The 16,309-nt window shown below is 63.3% G+C and carries 14 protein-coding genes; 6 read left to right on the top strand and 8 right to left on the bottom strand.

Annotation, left to right across the window (positions count from 1 at the left end; all coding sequences use genetic code 11):
• Positions 1 to 119: 119 nt before the first annotated feature.
• The gene (locus tag HL653_RS17105; protein ID WP_171745589.1) at positions 120 to 950 is read left to right on the top strand and encodes an aldo/keto reductase; all 831 of its coding nucleotides are present in this window, start codon (positions 120 to 122) and stop codon (positions 948 to 950) included.
• Complete coding sequence (locus HL653_RS17100) at positions 920 to 2,323, top strand: S1 family peptidase (protein ID WP_216599890.1); 1,404 nt, start codon at positions 920 to 922, stop codon at positions 2,321 to 2,323. Before HL653_RS17105 ends, HL653_RS17100 begins: the two co-directional genes overlap by 31 nt.
• Before the next feature lie 324 nt (positions 2,324 to 2,647).
• Here HL653_RS17100 and HL653_RS17095 read toward each other — a convergent pair whose 3' ends face one another.
• Positions 2,648 to 3,637 (bottom strand): cation diffusion facilitator family transporter, encoded by a 990-nt coding sequence (locus tag HL653_RS17095; RefSeq protein ID WP_171745588.1) that lies wholly within the window; start codon positions 3,635 to 3,637, stop codon positions 2,648 to 2,650.
• 154 nt (positions 3,638 to 3,791) lie between these two features.
• On the bottom strand, positions 3,792 to 4,232 hold the full coding sequence (locus tag HL653_RS24315; RefSeq protein WP_253718122.1) for a pyridoxamine 5'-phosphate oxidase family protein: 441 nt from the start codon (positions 4,230 to 4,232) through the stop codon (positions 3,792 to 3,794).
• A 207-nt stretch (positions 4,233 to 4,439) separates the two neighbouring features.
• Here HL653_RS24315 and HL653_RS17085 point away from each other — a divergent pair, with 207 nt between their 5' ends.
• From HL653_RS17085 to HL653_RS17075, 3 genes are read left to right on the top strand one after another with little or no spacing between them, the layout of a single operon-like run.
• Entirely contained in the window at positions 4,440 to 4,985 is a 546-nt protein-coding gene (locus HL653_RS17085) for a 2Fe-2S iron-sulfur cluster-binding protein (RefSeq protein ID WP_171745586.1), read from the top strand.
• A complete protein-coding gene (locus HL653_RS17080; protein ID WP_171745585.1) occupies positions 4,982 to 5,968 on the top strand; it encodes a xanthine dehydrogenase family protein subunit M in 987 nt (328 codons plus the stop codon). Before HL653_RS17085 ends, HL653_RS17080 begins: the two co-directional genes overlap by 4 nt.
• A complete protein-coding gene (locus HL653_RS17075) occupies positions 5,965 to 8,292 on the top strand; it encodes a xanthine dehydrogenase family protein molybdopterin-binding subunit (RefSeq protein WP_171745584.1) in 2,328 nt (775 codons plus the stop codon). The genes HL653_RS17080 and HL653_RS17075 overlap by 4 nt, the downstream gene beginning before the upstream one ends.
• A gap of 217 nt (positions 8,293 to 8,509) precedes the next feature.
• Here the strand turns inward: HL653_RS17075 and HL653_RS17070 are convergent, their stop codons facing one another.
• The 6 genes from HL653_RS17070 to HL653_RS17045 form a co-directional block, all read right to left on the bottom strand.
• Positions 8,510 to 9,097: a flavin reductase family protein gene (locus HL653_RS17070; RefSeq protein WP_171745583.1), complete on the bottom strand. Its 588-nt coding sequence runs from the start codon at positions 9,095 to 9,097 to the stop codon at positions 8,510 to 8,512.
• 12 nt (positions 9,098 to 9,109) lie between these two features.
• On the bottom strand, positions 9,110 to 10,060 hold the full coding sequence (locus HL653_RS17065) for an NADP-dependent oxidoreductase (protein ID WP_171745582.1): 951 nt from the start codon (positions 10,058 to 10,060) through the stop codon (positions 9,110 to 9,112).
• A gap of 194 nt (positions 10,061 to 10,254) precedes the next feature.
• Positions 10,255 to 10,755, bottom strand: a complete 501-nt coding sequence (locus HL653_RS17060) for a DUF1543 domain-containing protein (protein WP_171745581.1) — start codon at positions 10,753 to 10,755, stop codon at positions 10,255 to 10,257.
• On the bottom strand, positions 10,752 to 12,437 hold the full coding sequence (locus tag HL653_RS17055) for an FAD/NAD(P)-binding protein (protein WP_171745580.1): 1,686 nt from the start codon (positions 12,435 to 12,437) through the stop codon (positions 10,752 to 10,754). Before HL653_RS17055 ends, HL653_RS17060 begins: the two co-directional genes overlap by 4 nt.
• Complete coding sequence (locus tag HL653_RS17050) at positions 12,434 to 13,213, bottom strand: transglutaminase family protein (protein WP_171745579.1); 780 nt, start codon at positions 13,211 to 13,213, stop codon at positions 12,434 to 12,436. The genes HL653_RS17055 and HL653_RS17050 overlap by 4 nt, the downstream gene beginning before the upstream one ends.
• A gap of 49 nt (positions 13,214 to 13,262) precedes the next feature.
• The gene (locus tag HL653_RS17045; protein ID WP_253716988.1) at positions 13,263 to 15,338 is read right to left on the bottom strand and encodes a catalase; all 2,076 of its coding nucleotides are present in this window, start codon (positions 15,336 to 15,338) and stop codon (positions 13,263 to 13,265) included.
• A 587-nt stretch (positions 15,339 to 15,925) separates the two neighbouring features.
• Between HL653_RS17045 and HL653_RS17040 the strand changes: the two genes are divergently transcribed.
• A complete protein-coding gene (locus tag HL653_RS17040; protein WP_171745577.1) occupies positions 15,926 to 16,159 on the top strand; it encodes a hypothetical protein in 234 nt (77 codons plus the stop codon).
• The last annotated feature ends 150 nt before the right edge of the window (positions 16,160 to 16,309 follow it).

The raw sequence follows: 16,309 nt of genomic DNA, 5'->3' as shown, positions 1-16,309 counted from the left end.
CTTAGACGCCTGATCGCGAGGATGTGAGCCTGTTGAATGGAAAAGGTCGTGGACACTAGGCTGCGAGAGAGAAGCACTCGGAGATTGGGCCGGACAGCGCAACTGAGCGTTTCCCCGAAATGAAGATGATCCGATTTCCCGATGGCGCCAAGGTGCCCGCGCTTGGACAGGGCACCTGGATGATGGCGGAGCGTGCCAAAAGACGGGCCCAGGAAATAGCAGCGCTGCAGGAAGGCATAGACCTTGGCCTCACGCTGATCGACACCGCCGAGATGTATGCTGATGGCGCCTCGGAGGAGCTTGTCGGAGAAGCCATCCGGCAGCGGCGCGACCAGGTCTTCCTTGTCAGCAAGGCCTATCCTCAGAACGCATCTGCTCAAACCCTGCCGCTGGCCTGCGAAGCAAGCCTACGGCGCCTCGGGACGGATCGCCTCGACCTCTATCTGCTCCATTGGCGCGGCCGCGTGCCGTTGGCGGAAACGGTCGATGCGATGGAGCACCTCGTCAAGGCTGGCAAGATTCTCCGCTGGGGCGTGAGCAATCTCGACACGGATGACATGGAGGAGCTCGCCGCTGCCGGCGGCACGCAATGCCAGACCGATCAGATCCTCTACAATCTCACCCGTCGAGGGTCGGAACATGATCTGATACCGTGGCTGCGAGAGCAAAATCAGCCTGTCATGGCCTACAGCCCGATCGAACAGGGGCGTCTGCTGGCCCATCGAGAGCTTGCAAGATTGGCAGCATCCCGGGACGCGACCCCGGCGCAGATCGCGCTCGCCTGGTTGCTTGCCCAGGACAATGTGATCGCGATCCCCAAAGCGTCCACCAGTGAGCATGTCCGCGAAAACCACGCCGCAGCAGAGCTCATCCTGTCGGACGACGATCTGCGTCTCTTGGATGACCTCTTTCCGCGTCCTTGGGGACCCGTGGCGCTCGAAATTCTCTGAGCGACGTGCATATTCAGCAAACGCCCACCAAAGCCGGCTTTGTCAGAGCCGTTTCCCGCTTTGCGATCCTTTTCGGGATCATCGTGTTTCTCGTCGCGTGGCCTGGCTTCACATCACGCGCTGGCGCGCAGTCGCCGCCAGCCCCGGCGGTCGAATCGTCGCCGGAGCACTTTGAATCCACGACTGCGCCCGTCGAGACGTCATCCGAGGCGATGGTGGCGGACGCGGCCGAATATGCCCGCATGTTCAATGTGCCCCTGTCAGAAGCACTGCGAAGGCTGGAAGCACAAGAAGCGAGCGTTCCGCTCATCGATCGCCTTGCCGACGGTTATCGTGATCGGCTGGCTGGTATCGTCATCGAGCATCGCCCTACTTTCCAGATCGTGATCGTGGTGACCGGCGAAGCTGCACCCGACACGCAGGTCTCGCTCGCCCCGTTTGGCGTACCGATCATCCTGCGCAGCGGGGCATTGGCGACCCGCGCCGCGATCCTTGCCGCGATCGAGGCGCATCAGGCCGACCTTCGTGCGGCGCTCCCATCTCCGCCGGGAATGGGCGTCGATCCCCAGTCCGGTCGGCTTCTGGTCGTGGCCCGCTCCGGTGCTCTCGATGGCGATGACGATCGGACGGCGACGTCGGAGCGTCTAGGCGCAATCGCTGGCGTGCCGGTCGAGGTGCGGACCTGGGGAGACTTTGACACCGATCTGTCGGTCGAGGGCGGCGGTCGTCTCGTCGGTCGCCAGGCGCCCGAGACACGGCAATTCCTCTGCACCGCAGGCTTTGTCGTAACCGACGGGACGCAGACCGCCCTTTCCACGGCGGCCCATTGCCCCGATCAACTCAGCTTCATTGCCCCTGACGGCACCCAAACCCCGCTGACGATGATCGGCGCGTGGGGCGCGCGCTATCAGGACGTCCAGATCCATTCCGCCGGACTATCACTGGCTCCTGTTTTCCACGCAGACACGGCTGCGCGCACGCGTCCCCTCATCACCTGGCGCAACCGATCGAGTATGCGGGCCGGCGATTTCGTCTGTCATCGGGGAGAGCGGACCGGCTACAGCTGCGCGCTCGTCCAACTCGTCGATTATGCGCCGCCCGGCGACCTTTGCGCCGGCCCCTGCCCGGCAACCTGGGTCGCCGTCACCGGGCCGAAATGCGGAGGTGGCGACAGCGGCGGCCCGGTCTTCCTCGGGACCGTCGCCTTCGGGCTGGTCAAAGGTGACAGCGCCACGAACGGAATCTGCCGGCTCTATTATTACATGTCGACAGACTACCTGCCGGAAGGCTGGTCGTTGCTCCATGCCGCTCTCGCGGCCGCGCGCGCCTCCGTCGACGGACGCGCCGTTCCAGGGACCGGAACAGCGCGCTAGCCGATACGCATGATTGGGCAGCACGGACGTGGATTTCGGGAGCCCGATGCTGCGCGCCAGTCGGAAAGGATCATGCGTATCTGCCAGACAGGTTTGGGCCACCATGCCGCATCCATGCTGACCCTCTCGATCGTGGCGGTCGCCTCCTGTTGTTGATCCATCCCTCACGCGGTGTCGACAAGTGCATGAGGACGTTCAGCACGCCGTGTCCGTCAGCCTTCAACCTGCACACCTGACCGGTCGCTCGAACGGGCGCTGCGTCACCCGCCTCGATTCATGTCGTCTCGACGTCATCCTCAGGGCGCAGAGCCGGCGTAGGCGCGATCATGCCGAGGATAGATCAGGTGCGGGAACTGCCGCGTTCCGGCCGCTTGGCCGGAGTTGACATACGGCGTGCTCTTTCTTTTCCGGCCGAATGTAGATCGAGGTCAACTCGGGCATTGCGGCCTTCATCTGCGCCTCGATGCCCTCGATCAGCATCTCCGCCTGCCCCATCGGAAGCGCATCCTCGAACTCGGCGCTGATGGCGACGAAAACGGCGTCTGGCGCAGTGTGAATGGTCCGAACGTGGTTGACCGCAGTAACTCCGGGTTGCGCGTCGAGAATGTGCCACACCCTCTCGACGAGATCGGGCTCCGCGCTTTCGCCAATGAGAAGCCCCTTCGCTTCCCTCGCGAGCAGGACGGCGACCGTTGCCAGGACCAAGCCGATCGCGATCGACGCGATCCCGTCTATTCGAGCGTCACCGAGCCTGTGGCTGCTCCATACGCCGAGGCCGGCGAAGACAAGCCCGACGAGCGCGGCGCTGTCTTCGAACAACACAATGAACCCCGCCGGATCCTTCGAGCGGCGGATGGACTGCCACCAGCTGCTCGAGCCCCGCTTCCCGTTGAACGCACGCACCGCGATTGCCCAGGACGTGCCCTCCAGCGCGACCGCGATTCCCAGGACGATATAATTGGCGGTCGGATCGCGCAGCGGCTCGGGACGGGCAATGTGGATCCACCCCTCGTAGATCGAAACACCGGCGCCGACTGCGAAGATGAGTATCGCAACGACGAAAGCCCAGAAGTAGAGCTCGCGTCCATAACCGAACGGGTGCGCTGCATCGGATGGACGTGCCGCCTTGGCCTGTCCGTAGAGGAGCAGGATCTGGTTTCCGCTGTCGACGAGCGAGTGAACACCTTCGCTCAGCATCGAGGAGGAGCCGGTCAGCGCTGCAGCGACGAACTTGGCGATCGCGATCCCGACGTTCGCGAGCAAGGCGCCATAGAGAACGATGTTTTCGCGGATGTGCGAAACCTTATCGCTCATCACCTGACTCCTTCTGGATCGCTCGCCTCCGTCGAGCGAGCCACTTTCTCCGCGGAACCGTCGCCTTTTCGCAAAGGGACCCGTCGCCGATACGATAATGGGCCCCGTCTGCGCCGCTAACGGGGCGTGTCGCACCGTGACGTTAGAACGCCCGTCAATCCGGCGCCGTCGTCCTGACGACCGCATGGCTCCCTTCGTCCTCGGGGTCAATCCGGCCACCGAAAATCATCTTCAGCTTGCCCGCCAGGCTCATATCGGCCTCCCACAGTTCGGCACTTTCAATGTCGAATTTCAGCAGGGCAAGATCGGGATCTGACTTTCCACCCGGGAACCAGGCTTCGACCTGCTTCGACCACAGCTTGTCGATCATGGCCGGGTCATTGGATATGGATATCGTGCCCGAGAGGCAGGCGAAGTAATCATGTCCTTTGGACACGAACTGAGCCATCGCCTTCCCGCCGGACGCGAGCCGATTGCCCCGGCCGACAAAGAAATGGAGCGTGTCGACCTGATCTTCGTCCAGCTGCGCGGTAAGCGGTTCGCTATGCTGACCGCCAGCGGTGAGACCGATCATCAGGAACGGGCTGCCCGACATCCGCTTCCAGAGATCCTTTTTCAACTGCTGCTGATCCACCGTCACGACCTCCGTAGTTTGGACACCATAACAACGCAGGCTTGTAAGGTTTCCGCGGCGCCGGTTGATCTGGTCCCAGCCGTTTGAAAGCCCGGCATCGACGGCGCGCAACTGGCACGGAGGACGATCGTTGATGCTGCCTATACCGACAGCGCTGCGGGAGGCTCCATGTCCATCACGATCAATGGCTCGCCGATCGACGTGCCCGCCGACCCAAGGGTTTCGCTCCTCGATCTGTTGCGCGAGCATCTGCATCTGTCCGGCACCAAGAAGGGTTGCAACCAGGGCGCATGCGGCGCCTGCACGGTGCTGGTCGATGGCGAGCGCATCCTTTCGTGCCTCGCGCTGGCGGCCCAATATGACGGGCGGGAGATCGTCTCGATCGAGGGGCTGGCGCAGGGCGGCGAACTGCATCCATTGCAGGCGGCGTTCATCGAACATGACGGCTTCCAATGCGGCTATTGCACGCCCGGACAGATCTGCTCGGCGATCGGCATGGCAGCGGAGATCGCACGGGGGATCCCGAGCCACGTCACCGGCGATCTGCTCGCGACAACGATGGATCTGACGCATGATGAGCTGCGCGAACGGATGAGCGGCAATCTGTGCCGCTGCGGAGCGCATAACGGCATCGTGGCAGCCATCACCGAGGTGTTTGGGCAGGGCGGCGCAGACGTGACCCCCGTTCTTGTGAGCGAGGAGACGGCGGCATGACCCCGTTCACCTATGCGAGAGCCATTCGCCCCGAAGAGGCCTTGAGCCTCGCCGCTTCGGGCGGATCGCGGTTTTTGGGCGGCGGCACCAACCTCGTCGACCTCATGCGCGAAACCGTCGAGAATCCTTCCGCACTGGTCGACGTGACGGGACTGTCGAATACCATCGAGAATCTTCCTGGCGGCGGCCTGATGATCGGCGCGGCCACGCGCAACAGTGCGGTGGCTGCCCATAGGGGAGTGCGGGAGCATTATCCGGTGCTCGCACGCGCCGTCCTCGCCGGCGCCAGCGCGCAGATCCGCAACATGGCCACAAGCGGCGGCAATCTCCTCCAGCGGACCCGCTGCGCCTATTTCTACGACAACGAAGGATCGCGCTGCAACAAGCGTAGTCCGGGACAGGGATGCGACGCCATCGACGGCTTCAATCGCATGCATGCGGTCCTGGGCGCCTCCGATACCTGCGTCGCCACCCATCCTTCGGATATGTGCGTAGCACTCGCGGCCTTGGATGCGATCGTGCATGTCGTGACGCCGACGGGCGACAGGACAATTCCGTTCGGGGAATTCCACCGTCTTCCCGGCGATCGACCCGACGTTGAAACCGCGCTCGAGCCAGGGTGGCTGATCACCGCGATCGAGATCCCTCCCCTGCCCCTGGCAGCCAGGTCGACCTATCGCAAGGTCCGGGATCGTTCGAGCTATGCTTTTGCGCTGGTCTCTGTAGCTGCGGCACTCGACGTGGCTGACGGCCAGGTGAAAGACGTGCGGCTGGCCTTCGGAGGCATGGCGCACAAGCCATGGCGGGCCCTGAAAGCCGAGGAAGCGCTGAGGGGGAGACCTGCGACGCAAGCCGCCTTCACGGCCGCGGTCGAGGTCGAGCTTTCGGACGCCCGGCCTTTGAAGGACAACGGGTTCAAGGTCGCACTGGCGTCGAGAACGGCGACGGCCGTCCTGTCCGAACTGGCCGGAGCAAGCGCATGAGCATTGTCGATAGCGCCAAGGAGGCGGTCCAAGGACTTGTCGGCGCAGTTGTCGGCAAAGCGATCCAGCTTGCGCCGGACGCCTTCATTCCCGGCGGCAGGCCTGATCCTCTGATCCGCGAGCAGCACGGCCATATTGGTCGCCCGCTCTCGCGGCTGGATGGCCCACTGAAGGTACGTGGGGCAGCGCCGTTCGCGGCGGAATTTCCCATGGACGGTATGCTCTACGCAGCCGTCCTGTTCAGCACGATCGCCAAGGGACGCATTGCTGCGATCGATACCGCCGAGGCGGAGGGAGCGCCCGGCGTGGCGCTGGTGATGAGCCACCGCAATGCACCGCGCATGGCGCCGGTGCCGCTGTTCATGTCGGCCCCCAAGGCTGCCGGTGGCATCGATCTGCCTGTGATGCAGGACGATCGCATCAGCTGGAACGGCGAGCCGGTAGCTCTGGTGCTGGCTGAAACGCAAGAGCAGGCCGACCATGCCAAGTCGCTGATCCGCGTTGATTATGTCGAAGAAAAGCCGGTGACGGATTTCATGGCGGCAAAGGCGGCGGGTACCGAAACAGGGCTTTTCATGGGCCAGCCGCTGAAGCTCGAATTCGGCGATACGGGCAAGGCGCTGGCGGAGGCGGCGCACCGGGTCGACGCGACCTACACGACGCCGCGGCACAACCACAATCCGATCGAGCTGCATGCCTGTACGGTGGCGTGGGACGGCGATGCGCTACGGCTGCACGATGCGACACAGATGGTCAGCAACACCGCGTGGAGCCTGGCGCAGGTGTTCGGCATGACGGAAAGCCAAGTTCACGTCACATCGCCGTTCGTGGGTGGTGGCTTCGGCAGCAAGGGCCTGTGGTGGCACCAGGTTCTTGCAGCCGCAGCCGCGCGAATGGTCCAGAGACCTGTCCGCCTCACGCTGTCGCGCGAAGGCGTCTACCGTGTCGTTGGTGGCCGGTCGCTGACCGAGCAACGCGTCGCCATCGGCGCGAGGAATGATGGGGGTTTCGCGGCCATCATTCATACGGGCACCACCGCGATGACGCCGCACAACGAATTTCCCGAGCCCTTCATCCTGCCGACGATGAGCGTCTATGCCAGCGACACGCTGAAGCTCGACGTCGAGACGGTACGCCTCAACATGCTGGCCAACACCTTCATGCGGGCGCCCGGAGAGGCGGTGGGCACGTTTGCGCTGGAAAGCGCGATCGATGAGCTGGCCGTGGCGATGGACATGGACCCGATCGAGCTTCGCCTGAAAAATGAGCCGGAGAAGGATCCGGTGACTGGAGCTCCCGCGTCACAGCGCGATGTGGAGACATCGTACCGTGATGGTGCGGACCGCTTCGGCTGGTCCGCGCGGCAGGCGCCTGGAACGCGCCGTGACGGCGAATGGCTGATCGGCATGGGCACGGCGACCGCCACCTATCCCTATCACCGCATGCCGGGCGGGGCGGCGCGGATCACGCTGAGGTCCAACGGCGTGACCGTCGAGATCGCCGCGCATGAGATGGGCATGGGGACGATGACCGCCCATACCCAGGTCGTCGCCGACCGGTTCGGCCTGCCGCTCGATCAGGTGGACTTCCGCTACGGGGACAGCTTCCAACCCGGCGTCGTATTGGCCGGCGGGTCGCAGCAGACGGCCTCCATCGGTATCTCGATCATCGCCGCCCAGCGCAAGCTGGTCGAAAAGCTGCTTCAGCTTGCCGGAAACGATTCACCGTTGGCGGGGCTTTCGGTGGACGAGGTTGGCGGCGTGAACGGCGGTCTTGCCAAGCTCGACGACCCGAACCGACACGAGAGCTACGCCTCGATCCTGGCAAGAGGACGGCGGGACGAGGTGGCAGTCGTCGGCGAGGCCCCTGCCCCGATCGAGACCCAACACTGGTCGATGCACTCGCACGGTGCGATTTTCTGCGAGGTTGCGGTGAACGCCGTGACGGCGGAATTGAGGGTTCGTCGACTGCTCGGCTCGTTCGATTGCGGCAGGATCCTGAATCCCAAGACGGCGGCCAGCCAGTTCAAGGGCGGCATGATCATGGGCCTCGGCCTCGCACTCATGGAGGAGACCCAATTCGACGAGCGCAACGGCCGGATCATGAACCCCAGTCTCGCCGACTATCATGTGCCGGTGCACATGGACGTGCCGGAAATCGAGGTCATGTGGACCGATATCCCGGATCCGCATGCTCCGATGGGTGCGCGCGGGATCGGGGAAATAGGGATTACAGGTGTCGGCGCTGCGGTAGCGAACGCGATCTACAACGCGACCGGCAAGCGCATACGCGATCTGCCTATCACGCTCGACAAACTATTGTGAAACGCCGCGCCGAAGCGGCTCTGCGATATTGATGATCAGTGGCTGCGTCGCACTGTGCGCAACACCCTGCTGCTCGTCGCCCTTCGACGAACGAAGGTGCTCCAGACAGAAGCTCCGGCTATCGTCGTGGACATGAGCCTGCAAACCTAATCACCGCCGACGCGCCTTTGCGGAACGATGCGGACGGCTTCGACGCGCATCGCGTGCAAACCCTCCTTCATTGCCTGGTGCCATCAACACCGCGACCGTTGCCGAGCAGTGCCGGGCGGAAATCAGCCCGCCGGCTGACGACCTTGCCGGACCACAAGAACACGCCATCGCCAGTGTAATGGAGCGTCGTCGGATGTCTCGGTCGAACGGCAATGCGGGCCGCCACGATTTCCATCACGAAGAAGTTATAGCGATCGACCAGAGCGTCATCCGCGACCCTGCACTCGAACTGCCCGAAACAAGCGCTGAGGACCGGCGCGCCCACCAAATTGGCCTCGCCGACAGCAATCTCAAGATGCTCGAACTTGTCGACGTCCCGACCGGAGGAATTGCCGACGGAGACCACGAGATCGATCATCTCCGCGGTAGGCAGATTGATCACGCATTCGCCGCTTCTGCGGATGAGATCGAAGCTGAAATTGCTGCGGGAGATCACGCATCCCAATAACGACGGCGAGAATTCCATGATCGTGTGCCAGCCCATGGTCATGACGTTGCGAACACCGTCAAAGGCGCTGCTGACAAGGACGATCGGCCCGGGCTCGAGATAGGCGCGCGCCTGTCGAACCGGTAGATTTTTCATGGCCTTCGACATGGATCGCCTCGGCTAGCCGGCTGCCTCGAACGTCAGTACGACCTTTCCGCGCACGTGACCGCTTTCGGCCCGTTCATAGGCGTCCCGGACACGATCCAGGGCAAATGTGTCGGACACCACGACCTTCACTTTCCCGGCATCGATCAAGGCGGCGATCTCGCCGAGCTGGGCAGCGTTAGGTTCGGCCATCCAGTGCGGCGCGGCTCGCACCTTATGCTCGGCAGCCCGGTCTGGGTCTGGCGGCGCAAGGGTCGAGACCTGAATGCCACCTTCTCGTAGAACCGACCAGGAGCGATCCTGCACAGCGCCGCCGACCAGATCGAAGACGACGTCTATCTGGGTCGCCACCTCCTCGAACCGTTCGTTCTTATAATCGATCGCCGTATCCGCACCCAGGTCGCGCACGAAGTCGAGATCGGCGACGCCCGCGGTGGCGAACACCGTCGCCCCTTTTGCCTTTGCAAACTGGATCGCCAGATGTCCGACGCCGCCGGCGCCGCCGTGGATCAGGACGCGCTGCCCTTCGACGAGGCCGCCATGATCGAACAGCCCCTGCCACGCCGTCATGCCGGCCAGCGGCACCGCTCCCGCATGAACAAGGTCGATCGACGTCGGTGCAGCCACGAGTTCGACGGCCTTCACGATCACGAATTCGCTCTGCGCGCCTCGGTCGAAGCCGATATGCGCGAAAATCGGGTCGCCTTTGCTCAGCATGGAATGGGCGCGCGTGCCAAGTGCCTCGATCGTGCCAGCGAGATCACGACCAAGGATGAGGGGAAGCTTGTCTTCGGTGACCGGCGGGAATTTTCCGTCCCGGGTCTTGTAATCGACCGGATTGATACTGGCAGCGGCAACCCTGACGAGGACTTCGTCATCCTGGACCTGGGGGATAGCAACTGGGTCAATCTGCAGTGCTTCCAGCCCGCCGAACCAGCTCAATCGAACCGCCTTATTCGTTGCCATTACCCTTGTCCTCGCGCCAGGAGGTGCGATGGCCGCACGCCCAAGATGCTCGAACGGACGGGTAGCCGCGACGATCCGGGACTGGCCGCGATCGCCGGTTCGTTCGCCTCACGCGCATCTCAGCTGACGCCACACCATTGCCCGGGACGGCGTCACCGATGGAGGACGCTTTTGGCCTTATCTGCAGCCAGTGATCATTTGAGCGGGGTGTAGCGGCAGGTGAACCGCGGTGGCCGAGCGTCCTGGCGGGGCGTCAGATGGATGTGCAGGCGCTCGCCCAACATTCCGTCGAGCGCGAATGCCTTCTCGGCCTCGAACAGATCATCCCGATGCGCGTCGGTCCAGCCCTCGATTGTTCGCAAGGCCGCCGCCTTCGCCTCCGCCGCCGATGCTGCGACCACGAACATGTTCTTGTGCTGCTCCGCGAAACCCTTGCCGTCATACCCGCCGAGATTGACGAACCAAAGTTTCTCTCGCCCCGTCGATCGCTCGGGCTTTAACGCCACATCATAGCCGTCGACATGATCGATTTCGGCCCAGCAATCGATATGAAGCGTGCCCGGCGTTCCCCACCAGTCATCGCGCAATCGATCATGGGTTTCCTTGATCGACGACGCCACGACGAAGCGCACGTCGTGTATCTCTATGTTGGCGCTCGGATGCTCGCCGCCGATGTAGATTGCGAACAGCTTCATGACGCCGCTCCCCCCGCTGTTCGCGCATCCGCACCGTCCGCGACGGCCTGCGCCAGAGCCGTACCGACGATCCCTCCCATCTCATGCGAGCTCGTAATCCCCTGAATGAAAGGATGGCGATCGAGGATGAAAGGAATGCTGAGACAGAATAGACGCACGGCGGCGGGATTGTCCGAAACCGGATGGAATTGTGCATCCACCGTGATGCCCCTCGGCCCCTTGGAATCGCCCTGATCGGCGTCACAGACGACCGCCTGATCGAGGAGCGTCTGGAACGGAAACTTCTCTGCCGCGAGGGGGCGTTGTCCAGTCGCGTCGACGAAAACGGGGAAGTGCTGCGTCTTGTCGTCGATCGTGACGATGGCGCCTGGCGCCTCGCCATGCGTGTTGACCCGATGGTTTTGCCCCAGCGCCATGACGCTGAGCCGGCCTGCCCGATGGAGCGCGAGCAATCGCTCGATCGAAAGATGCGGGACGGTCGCATATTCGTCGATGAAGATGGGTTTCAGATAGCGGTTGAACCTGTCGAGCGCATCCACATCGAGATGCGGGACGATCAACGCGATGACCTCATGCATGCGCAGAATCGCATAGCGCCATGGCACGGTCGTCTCGCTTTGGTGGTTCGCGCGGGCCTCGGCGAGATTGCTGACCGCCCAGTCAAAGGCATCGACCGCAGCCCGATCCGCGAAGTAGCGTTCGGCGAAATTCTCCAGAGGCAAGTCGGCGAGGCCGATATGTGCAGCATAGTCCGGGTCGGCCCGAGCCAGCTCCTGTCTGAACAGATCGTAGGCGGTATCGAGCAAGGTCGGGCACGCCCCCCCGATCAGGCGCGTCATGGCCTCGGGCGTGCAGATCGCCAGCGGCTCGTAGGGTACGGGATGATAGAAATCGGCTTCGGGAAGCAGGCCTTTGCGCGACATCATCGTGATCGACAGCGCCTCGTTGCCAGGATTGATGCGATAGTCGACCGTCTCGCTATCCGTCTCGAGGAAGGATCCATGTGCGACGGCGATCGCGACGGCCGCATCTATGGCGGTGAGCGAACTGCCGCGAATGCCGATCCGGGTCGCGGGGATGCGTTGCAGGGCGGTGGCGGGCCACGGGCTCAGGAAATAGCCGGGCCGCACTTCGGGCTCCTCGGGCCATTGGTGGCCGGTCGCGATCACCACCTGATCGAACAGGCGTTCAGACGGCGACCCGATCTTCGGGGTGACGCTCAGCCGCAATCCCCGCGCCTCCGCCGCGATATCGGTAACGCGGCAGTAGGTGGCGATTTCTACGCGTGCGCCCTGCTCACGCGCGCGGGCGATCAGCCCGTTGAACTGGTCGAGAAAATATTCGCCCAACGCGACGCGCGGATAGAAAGCATGGTCGTCGATCTCGTCGGGATCGATGCCGAGCCTGACGAGCCGGGCGCGGGGCTGGCGCTCGAGCCAAGCGATCAGCGTCTCCTCGATGGGTGGGATCTCGACGCTGGCGATGTTCGACAGCATCGCCGGGTCGTTCCAGCCCGGCCGATAGGGCGTGCCGAGACCGGCGCGCGGCTGATCCTCGTAGATCACGATCTCGAGGGGCTTGGCCAGTGCGTTGAGGAGCGCGCACAGCGTGTAGATCGTGGTCGGCCCTGCCCCCACGAACGCGATCGACGGGCAAGGCGGTCGCAGGGTCCGCGAACTCATCGGGCCGGCTGGACCAGGACCGACTGGCTCTTCATTTCGGCGCTTCCGAAGGCGGTGAGGAAGGCTATGTCGGCCGCATCCCGGCCGATGCCGATTTTCGCCATGTCGCGCTCCTTGGCCATGCCAGTCGCATCGACCAGATGCCATGCCCCACCCAGAAACACCTCGGCCACCGCATGGAAGTCAGGCGGTTCGACGCCAAGCGCATAGACGCTGGCGATCCGCGCGGGAATACCGGCGGCGCGTGCGAGCACGATCATGAGGTGCGCGTAATCGCGGCAGATGCCCTGGCGCTTTACGAACGTATCGAGCGCGGTCGTGTCGGCGTCGCTGGCACCCGGCACGTAGGAGACATGCCCTGCGATCCAGTTCCGCATCGCGATCACCTTAGCGCCACCGGCGATCCCGCCGAATTCCGCGTCGACGAAGGGCTGAAACTGGTCGGACGGGCAATAACGCGACGCCATCAGATATTGGACGGTCTCGCCCGGAAGCTGATGCGGCGGGACCATCGGCAGATGAAGACAGTCTTCAAGATCGCGCTCGATACGAACCGTCGCGCGATACTCGACCAGCAGCTGCCCCTCTACGCGCAGCCAGATACGCTCCCCGATCATATCCTGGGACGCCACCCGCGCAAAATGCGCGGTCGGGGAGATATCGAGATGTGCCGCCTCGATCACCTGCTCTGGGATGACCGCCGCCTCGATCTGGAGCAACACGTCTGTCGGATGCTCGAACCAGTAATCGAGACGGACATCGATCTCGAGCGTCATCGGCGCCGCGTCCTCGGTCTTGCGCCGTCCGCACCTGGGCAGACGATCTTCATGCGAGGGTCCGCAGCGAAGGCTCACGCTCGTAGAAGCGCTGCCCGGCCGCCTTCAGGAATGCGCCGTCGAGCATGGTGACGCCGGCGTCCGGAACCACTCCCGCTTTCTCGAGCAAGGGCTGGGCAGCTTCGCTCGCGCCGATCGCCTTGAGATGTCCGAAGGCGTTCATCACGAATTCGGCAGCGGCGCCTTCCTTCAGCATGGCCTCGCATCCTTCCTCGGACAGAATGATCGCGACAGCATCAAAGATCTGGCTCGGCGAACCTGCCAGCTGTCCGTCTGCCTTCATCTGCGACCCGTCGGACAGCTTCGTGCCACCGACCTTGGGCGCCACGATCACCGGCTTGCCCTTCGCTTTCTCGACGGAGGAGACGAGCGACGCCAGTTCGGCGGCATCGGTGCCGTCCGCGATCAGGATGCCGACCGAACGGCCTTCCAGCGTCGCCTTCATGTTCTTGTGGATCGACAGCGCGTCCGAAGGCGCCATGTCGACCGGCTCCTTGGCGGGCGGCGCCTTCTTCGGCAGCGGGATGCCGAGACCAGCGGCGACACGCGCAGCGAGATCCTCATCGACGTTACGTAGGTTCGCCACCATACGCGGCGGCACCTGATCGAGCAGGCCGACCTTCGACAGTTCGAACACGAAGGAGGAGGCGATATGCGCCTGCTCGCTCTCGCTCTGCGAGCGATAGAAGAGCCGTGCCTGACTATAATGATCGGCAAACGTTTCCGCGCGGATCCGCAACTTCTCGCCCTGTTCGTCGGGACCGGAGGGAGCGTCGGTCGTGGCGAAGCCCTGCGTGGGGCTCTCACGCGGACCGCCTTCCTCGCCATGCGCAGCGAGGCTGTTGGGCTCGTAATTGGCGCGGCCTTTGGGGACCATCGTCTGCATCATCCCGTCGCGCTGGAAATTGCCGAACGGGCAACGGGGCGTGTTGATCGGGATCTGGTGGAAGTTGGTCGAGCCGAGGCGCGACTTCTGGGTGTCGAGATAGCTGAACAGCCGGCCTTGCAGCAGCGGGTCGTTCGAGAAGTCGATGCCGGGCACGATGTTACTTGGCAGGAAGGCGACCTGCTCGGTTTCGGCAAAGAAATTGTCGACGTTGCGGTTCAGCGTCAACGTGCCGATCAGGCGGACGGGCACGTCGTCCTCGGGGATCAGTTTGGTCGCGTCCAGCACATCATAGGGCTGCGCGTCGGCGAACGCCTGATCGAAGACCTGGATGCCCAGATCCCACTGCGGGAAAGCGCCGGTGTCGATCGCCTCGAACAGGTCGCGGCGGTGATAGTCGTTGTCGGCGGCCTGCAGCTTGAGCGCCTCGTCCCAGATCGTCGACTGGATGCCGAGGCGCGGCTTCCAGTGGAATTTGACGAAGCTGGCTTTGCCCTTGGTGTTGACCAGCTTGAAGGTATGGACGCCGAAGCCTTCCATCATGCGCAGCGAGCGCGGCAGGGTCCGGTCCGACATCGCCCACATCAGCATGTGGGTGGTCTCGGGCATCAGCGAAGCCCAGTCCCAGAAAGTGTCGTGCGCGCTGCCCGCCTGCGGATAGCCGCGATCGGCCTCCATCTTCACGGCGTGGACGAGATCGGGGAACTTGATCGCGTCCTGGATGAAGAAGACCGGGATGTTGTTGCCGACCAGATCCCAATTGCCTTCGCGGGTGTAGAATTTGACCGCAAAGCCGCGGACATCGCGCGGTGTGTCCACGGAGCCTGCTCCTCCGGCGACAGTGGAGAAGCGGACGAACACCTCAGTCTTCTCGCCCTTGGCGAAAACCGCCGCCTTCGACAGATCGGAGATGTCGTCGGTCGCCTCGAACACGCCGTGGGCGCCGGAGCCGCGCGCATGGACAATCCGCTCGGGGATGCGCTCATGGTCAAAGTGGAAGATCTTCTCGCGGAGGACGAAATCCTCCAGCAGGGTCGGCCCGCGTGCGCCGGCCTTCAGACTGTTCTGGTTGTCGCTGACCGGAACGCCGTGGTTCGTGGTCAGGATCGGTGCCTCACCCTCGGCGTGCTGGTGGGTCTCGCCGCCGTTGCCGGCGCTCCGGATGTCCTTGCTAGCCAATGAAAATCCCCTCGTCGCCGATGGTGCGGCAGATGGAGGGATAACGCTCCATTTAACCAGAATGTCCGGAAGAGATGTGCGTAGAACGAGATTCTTCGTCCTCCGCGCGTCTCGCATTTGGATATGGGACGGTGTCCACGCGTGCCTTCTCTACGGGTGCGTTTGTGTGGCCGTGCCCCCGAGAGCCAGAACGCTGCTGAATGCCGCAGATCAGCGGCAATGCCTCGGCATGTGTCGGCCGGCAACTCAGGTGGTGCGGCTTGTGGCTGTCAAACCCACATCGGCCATTCATGCGCCGCTCGCGCCATTCCAGCCCCTGGAGTGCTCGTCTGGGCTCCCCGCGCATTCCGGCTACGACGGGTGAGATCGCCTGAATGTTTTCGAGGCCCCATCCTCCCGACTGCCAGCAGGCGAGACGATGATGATGAGGGTCAGCCGGTTCTACTGGCGAGTGGGTTCGAGCCTGACGAGTAACCGTTTCAATATTAGAGAGGTTTTGGCGACCGACGGGTGAGGCTTGCCCTCTCGGAACTTAACACTCTGTTGCGCGCTACCCATGCCTGCGATCCTGCGGAAAGGTGATAGGCGTGGCGGCGTATCGACTCTACTTCCTCGACGCAGAAGGACGTATCAAACGATCCGAACATTTTCACGGCCCAGATGATCAGTCAGCTGCAGACGAGGCGGCAAGACTGGACCATGCTTTCAAGATCGAGATCTGGGATCGAGAACGACCGGTTGGAATTGTTCTACCCACCAGCGGTGCATTTATCTCAGCGTCAGACTGGCTGAAAACTGGCTTTAAAACGTCTGATGAGTGAAACCTGAGTATTTTCACGCGGGCATGGGGGGCAAGGCAAACGCTGGTTCAGTCCGCCTCCTCTGATTGAGGGCTTCGGCGGCCATACAGGTCGGAGCGAAGACCCAAACCAGCCTGTGGTCAGTCTGGCCGTGGCACGCGGCCTCCCTCA

Source organism: Sphingomonas sp. AP4-R1, from assembly GCF_013113735.1.
In the GTDB taxonomy this organism is placed as follows: Bacteria; Pseudomonadota; Alphaproteobacteria; order Sphingomonadales; family Sphingomonadaceae; genus Sphingomonas_I.
Note: the sequence above shows the minus strand (reverse complement) of the source record. Positions and strands in the feature narration are given on the sequence as shown.

Excerpts from the sequence above, each read along its gene's own strand:
- HL653_RS17065 (WP_171745582.1), bottom strand. The coding sequence starts at position 10,060 with ATGGCAACGAATAAGGCGGTTCGATTGAGCTGGTTCGGCGGGCTGGAA.
- HL653_RS17050 (WP_171745579.1), bottom strand. The coding sequence starts at position 13,213 with ATGACGCTCGAGATCGATGTCCGTCTCGATTACTGGTTCGAGCATCCG.
- HL653_RS17095 (WP_171745588.1), bottom strand. The coding sequence starts at position 3,637 with ATGAGCGATAAGGTTTCGCACATCCGCGAAAACATCGTTCTCTATGGC.
- HL653_RS17075 (WP_171745584.1), top strand. The coding sequence starts at position 5,965 with ATGAGCATTGTCGATAGCGCCAAGGAGGCGGTCCAAGGACTTGTCGGC.
- HL653_RS17055 (WP_171745580.1), bottom strand. The coding sequence starts at position 12,437 with ATGAGTTCGCGGACCCTGCGACCGCCTTGCCCGTCGATCGCGTTCGTG.
- HL653_RS17060 (WP_171745581.1), bottom strand. The coding sequence starts at position 10,755 with ATGAAGCTGTTCGCAATCTACATCGGCGGCGAGCATCCGAGCGCCAAC.
- HL653_RS17105 (WP_171745589.1), top strand. The coding sequence starts at position 120 with ATGAAGATGATCCGATTTCCCGATGGCGCCAAGGTGCCCGCGCTTGGA.
- HL653_RS17085 (WP_171745586.1), top strand. The coding sequence starts at position 4,440 with ATGTCCATCACGATCAATGGCTCGCCGATCGACGTGCCCGCCGACCCA.
- HL653_RS24315 (WP_253718122.1), bottom strand. The coding sequence starts at position 4,232 with ATGTCGGGCAGCCCGTTCCTGATGATCGGTCTCACCGCTGGCGGTCAG.
- HL653_RS17080 (WP_171745585.1), top strand. The coding sequence starts at position 4,982 with ATGACCCCGTTCACCTATGCGAGAGCCATTCGCCCCGAAGAGGCCTTG.
- HL653_RS17070 (WP_171745583.1), bottom strand. The coding sequence starts at position 9,097 with ATGTCGAAGGCCATGAAAAATCTACCGGTTCGACAGGCGCGCGCCTAT.